Annotated in this window: 4 protein-coding genes; 1 reads left to right on the plus strand and 3 read right to left on the minus strand. The window is 42.7% G+C overall.

Annotated features, from left to right (window positions below):
- The coding region (dapA, locus tag VF500_RS18400; RefSeq protein ID WP_330861077.1) for a 4-hydroxy-tetrahydrodipicolinate synthase at positions 1-794 on the plus strand (794 nt) is incomplete at its 5' end.
- A gap of 210 nt (positions 795-1,004) precedes the next feature.
- On the opposite strand, the gene VF500_RS18405 is transcribed toward dapA, so the two are convergent.
- The 3 genes from VF500_RS18405 to VF500_RS18415 all read right to left on the minus strand — a co-directional run.
- The gene (locus VF500_RS18405; RefSeq protein ID WP_090529881.1) at positions 1,005-1,184 is read right to left on the minus strand and encodes a histone H1; all 180 of its coding nucleotides are present in this window, start codon (positions 1,182-1,184) and stop codon (positions 1,005-1,007) included.
- A gap of 314 nt (positions 1,185-1,498) precedes the next feature.
- The gene (locus VF500_RS18410) at positions 1,499-2,935 is read right to left on the minus strand and encodes a glycoside hydrolase family 125 protein (protein ID WP_330861078.1); all 1,437 of its coding nucleotides are present in this window, start codon (positions 2,933-2,935) and stop codon (positions 1,499-1,501) included.
- 403 nt (positions 2,936-3,338) lie between these two features.
- Positions 3,339-3,944, minus strand: a 606-nt coding sequence (locus tag VF500_RS18415; protein ID WP_330861079.1) for an aminotransferase class I/II-fold pyridoxal phosphate-dependent enzyme, incomplete at its 5' end; no start/stop codon positions are given.

Genomic DNA, 3,944 nt, shown 5'->3' on the forward strand with positions numbered 1-3,944 from the left:
ATGGCGGGGTGGAATACCTGGTATCGTTAGGTACAACCGGCGAAAGCGCCACATTGAGCGAGGCTGAGCGAAAGCAAGTTTGGGCTTTCACTGCCGAAGTGGTAAATAAGCGCGTTGGCCTGGTAGCCGGTATAGGCGGTAATAATACTCATGAGGTTGTTGAGCAAATAAAATCGTTCGATATTGATGGTTATGATGCTATACTTTCAGCAAGTCCGCATTATAACAAACCTACCCAGGAGGGTATTTATCAGCATTATAAAGCAATAGCGCAAAACAGCAAACTGCCGATAATACTATATAACGTACCAAGCCGCACAGGCAGCACTGTTAGCGCAGAGACAACTGTGCGCCTGGCAAAAGAGTTTAAAAACATTATCGGCATTAAAGAGGCATCAGGTAATTTTGATCTGTTTAATCAATTGATGCGTGATAAACCTGAAGATTTCCTGTTTATCTCAGGCGATGATCCGGTTACCCTACCAATGATGGCTTTGGGCGGCGTTGGCGCGATATCGGTTATCGGTAATGCGCTGCCTCGCCAGTTATCTGATATGGTAAGGCTCTTGCTTAATAACGATTACAAAGGCGCACACGCAGCGCATTTTAACCTGATAGAGTTTACCCGTTTGATGTTTTCCGATGGAAGCCCTGCCGGTGTTAAAACCGCTTTAAAGCAATTAGGCATCTGCGGCGATACAGTAAGGTTACCCCTGGTACAGGTAAGCGAAAAAACTGCCGACGCTATCGCCGGGGAGCTTAAAAAACTGGCGCCGGTAGCGGTAAAGGCGTAATAATTTATAAGGACCTATCTACTTCACGTCATTGCGAGGAACGAAGCAATCCCAAACTATACAGGGCAGACTTATTTAGCCGCTCTGCAAATCGGGGATTGCTTCGTTCCTCGCAATGACGCTTTTTTATAACCCCGAAAAACTTTCGATAAATAAAAAACCCGGTCCATGAACCGGGTTTTTTATTGGAATAAGATGATAAAAATCTTACTAAGCCTCTTTATTCTTAGCTTCCTGAACCTCAAGGCGGATTGCCTGTGCCAGGTTTTTAAGATCCTGCATGCCTTTACGTACACGTGTACCGGCAGCGCTGTTTCCTTTATTGTAGAATTTATCGGCGTCGGCCTCTAAAGCTGCTACAAGCTCTTTTACTTCAGTAAATTTTTTCATTTAATTACTCCTTTTAAATTTTGAGGTTTATTGTTTTAATTAAGCTAAGCTAAAATGTTTTTTGTTAATTAAAAACTTTTGAAGCCGAAAAATACGGCCTTGGCAGTGGTTTTTTTCCACATTTTTAACCCTTTAAGTTTATTAGCCCTCGTTTATTTTTTATTAAAAAGTTTAAATCAAACTTATACTTTTAAATAAGCTTCATTAATAATTAAAATACAAATCATAGATTACTATAAATAATATTTATAGTAATCTATACAATCCAAACGTCGTATTTTAAATACTATTAAGTATTAATATATTTAACAGGTTTAAAAAGTCTGCTGTAGTATATCTGGGTAGTGCTCGTGTACTTTCAGTATCAATTCGCCAAATAATGTGTTAGCCCAGGCAAACCATTTACGGGTAAAGTCCTTTGCATCATCTTTATTGAAGGATTCGTGCATAAAACCAGTGCCCGCGTGGGTGCTTTTCAGCCATTTGATACACTGTACAATCTCCGCTTTATCTGTTGAAGTAATACCACGCATAATGATTGCCATTGGCCAGATGTAGCCAATGCCAACGTGCGGACCGCCAATGCCTTCTGCAGCAGTTCCTTTAAAGTAGTAAGGGTTACTATCGCTTAACACAAATTTACGGGTGCTTTGATACAGCGGATCGTCAACTTTTACCGAATCAAGGTAAGGCAAAGCCAGCAGGCTTGGCACGTTCGAATCGTCCATAAACAACTGGTTTCCGTAACCATCCACCTCAAACGGAATTACTTGCCCAAATTGCGGATGGTGGCCAATAGCATATTGCTTAAGAGCTGCCTGAACTTCAGCAGCCAACGCTTTGCAGGCATCGGCAGTAGCGTTATCATGACCTATGGTGTTGTACATTTCGGCCATTTGGTTTAAGCTTGCTACCGCGAAGTAATTTGACGGAATCAGGAATGGGTAAATGGTAGCATCATCTGAAGGGCGGAAGATTGAGCAAATTAAACCAACTGGTTTAACCGGGTTGCCATACCCCCTGTTTGGCGCGGTATCACTTTGTGTCTCAGTTTTGCGCTGGAAAAAGTATGGCCCTTTACCATCCTTACGTTGCTGCTCTTTAAAAGTAGCAAGGATGATCTTGCCGGCTTTTTGCCAGTTTTCGTCGAAGAAGCTGCTATCGCCACTAATTTTCCAGTAGTTGTAAGCCAACCTTACCGGGTAGCAAAGTGAGTCGATCTCCCATTTGCGCTCATGCAATTCAGGTTTCATAGTAGTGCGGTCGCTGTCCCACTCACTGCCGGTTGGCCCTTCGTTAAAGGCATTGGCATAAGGGTCAATGATCACGCATTTAGCCTGGCGGCTCAATACTCCCTGGATCAGCTTTTTAAGTACCGGATCATTTTTGATGAGCGGCAAGTACGGCCAAACCTGTGCCGACGAATCGCGCATCCACATGGCGTTAATATCGCCGGTGATCACGAATGTATCGGGCTTACCGTCTTTTTCAGAATAGTTTACCGTAGTATCTAAAGTGTTTGGGTAGCAGTTTTCAAAAAGCCAGGCAACTTCAGGATCTTTAATATCAGCCTTAACTTTTTTAATGATGGCTTCAACAGCCTTGCTGGTGAATTTACGGTCGGCCAGTTTTGGGCGCTGGCTTTCAAAAGCCGGGGCCGCTGCCGAAGCAAATGCAGGAGTTAACCCTAAACCGATACCGGCGGCTGCAACGCCGTTAATTTTTATAAAATGTCGTCTGCTTAATTTCATGGTTTTGATATGGTAGGCGTAAAAATAGAAAAGCGTTTTAGTTAAACAAAAAAGCTTGCTAAAATAATTTAGGAAACGTTTTATCAAGGTTTTTGAAGAAATACTTTCACTAATTTTTCGAATTAAATCGAATCACACGAATTTTAAAATATCGCATTACATAACACGGTCAAAAAATTCCCTCGCCGTTGTTGGTGTTGCCACCAACAACTCTACGCCATGCTCTTGGTATTACATTACGGATACGCGAAGGTTCAAACAGTTGTTGATGACAACACCAACAACTGCGGGAGTGGCTTTACACACGGAAGACGCATGTGATGCGTCTCTACATCAAATTCTAAAATACAAAAAAGCCCCGGATCATCTCCGGGGCTATCTTTGTTATTTGCCGGATATGCTATTAAGCAATCTCCAGTTTATTCTCTTTGTAATAACCGGCTTTCAGCTTTTCGCCAATCGCGCTGTAAGCATCAAGGGTGCGCTGTACATCATCTAAACTATGTGCCGCAGTTGGGATCAACCTCAGTACAATTAAACCTTTAGGAATAACCGGGTACACTACTATTGAACAGAAGATACCATAATTCTCGCGAAGGTCGCGGGTTAAAGCGGTTGCTTCGTACAGATCACCTTTTAAAAATACCGGGGTAACCATGGTATTTGAAGCACCAAGATCAAAACCACGCTCTCTTAAACCTGCCTGCAAAGCATTAGCGATCTGCCATAATTTTTCGCGAAGCTCGGGCTGTGATTTCAACATTTCGAAGCGTTTTTTCAAACCTAATACCATAGGCATTGGCAATGCTTTGGCAAAAGTTTGTGAACGCATATTATAACGCAGGTAATGGATAATATCCTGATCGGCAGCAACGAAAGCACCAATGCCCGCCATTGATTTGGCAAAGGTAGCGAAATACACATCCACCTCGTTCAAGCAATCCTGCTCCTCATGTGTACCGGCACCTGTTTTACCCATGGTACCAAAACCATGTGCATCATCAACCAG

Source organism: Mucilaginibacter sp. (assembly GCF_036383575.1).
Lineage (GTDB): Bacteria > Bacteroidota > Bacteroidia > Sphingobacteriales > Sphingobacteriaceae > Mucilaginibacter.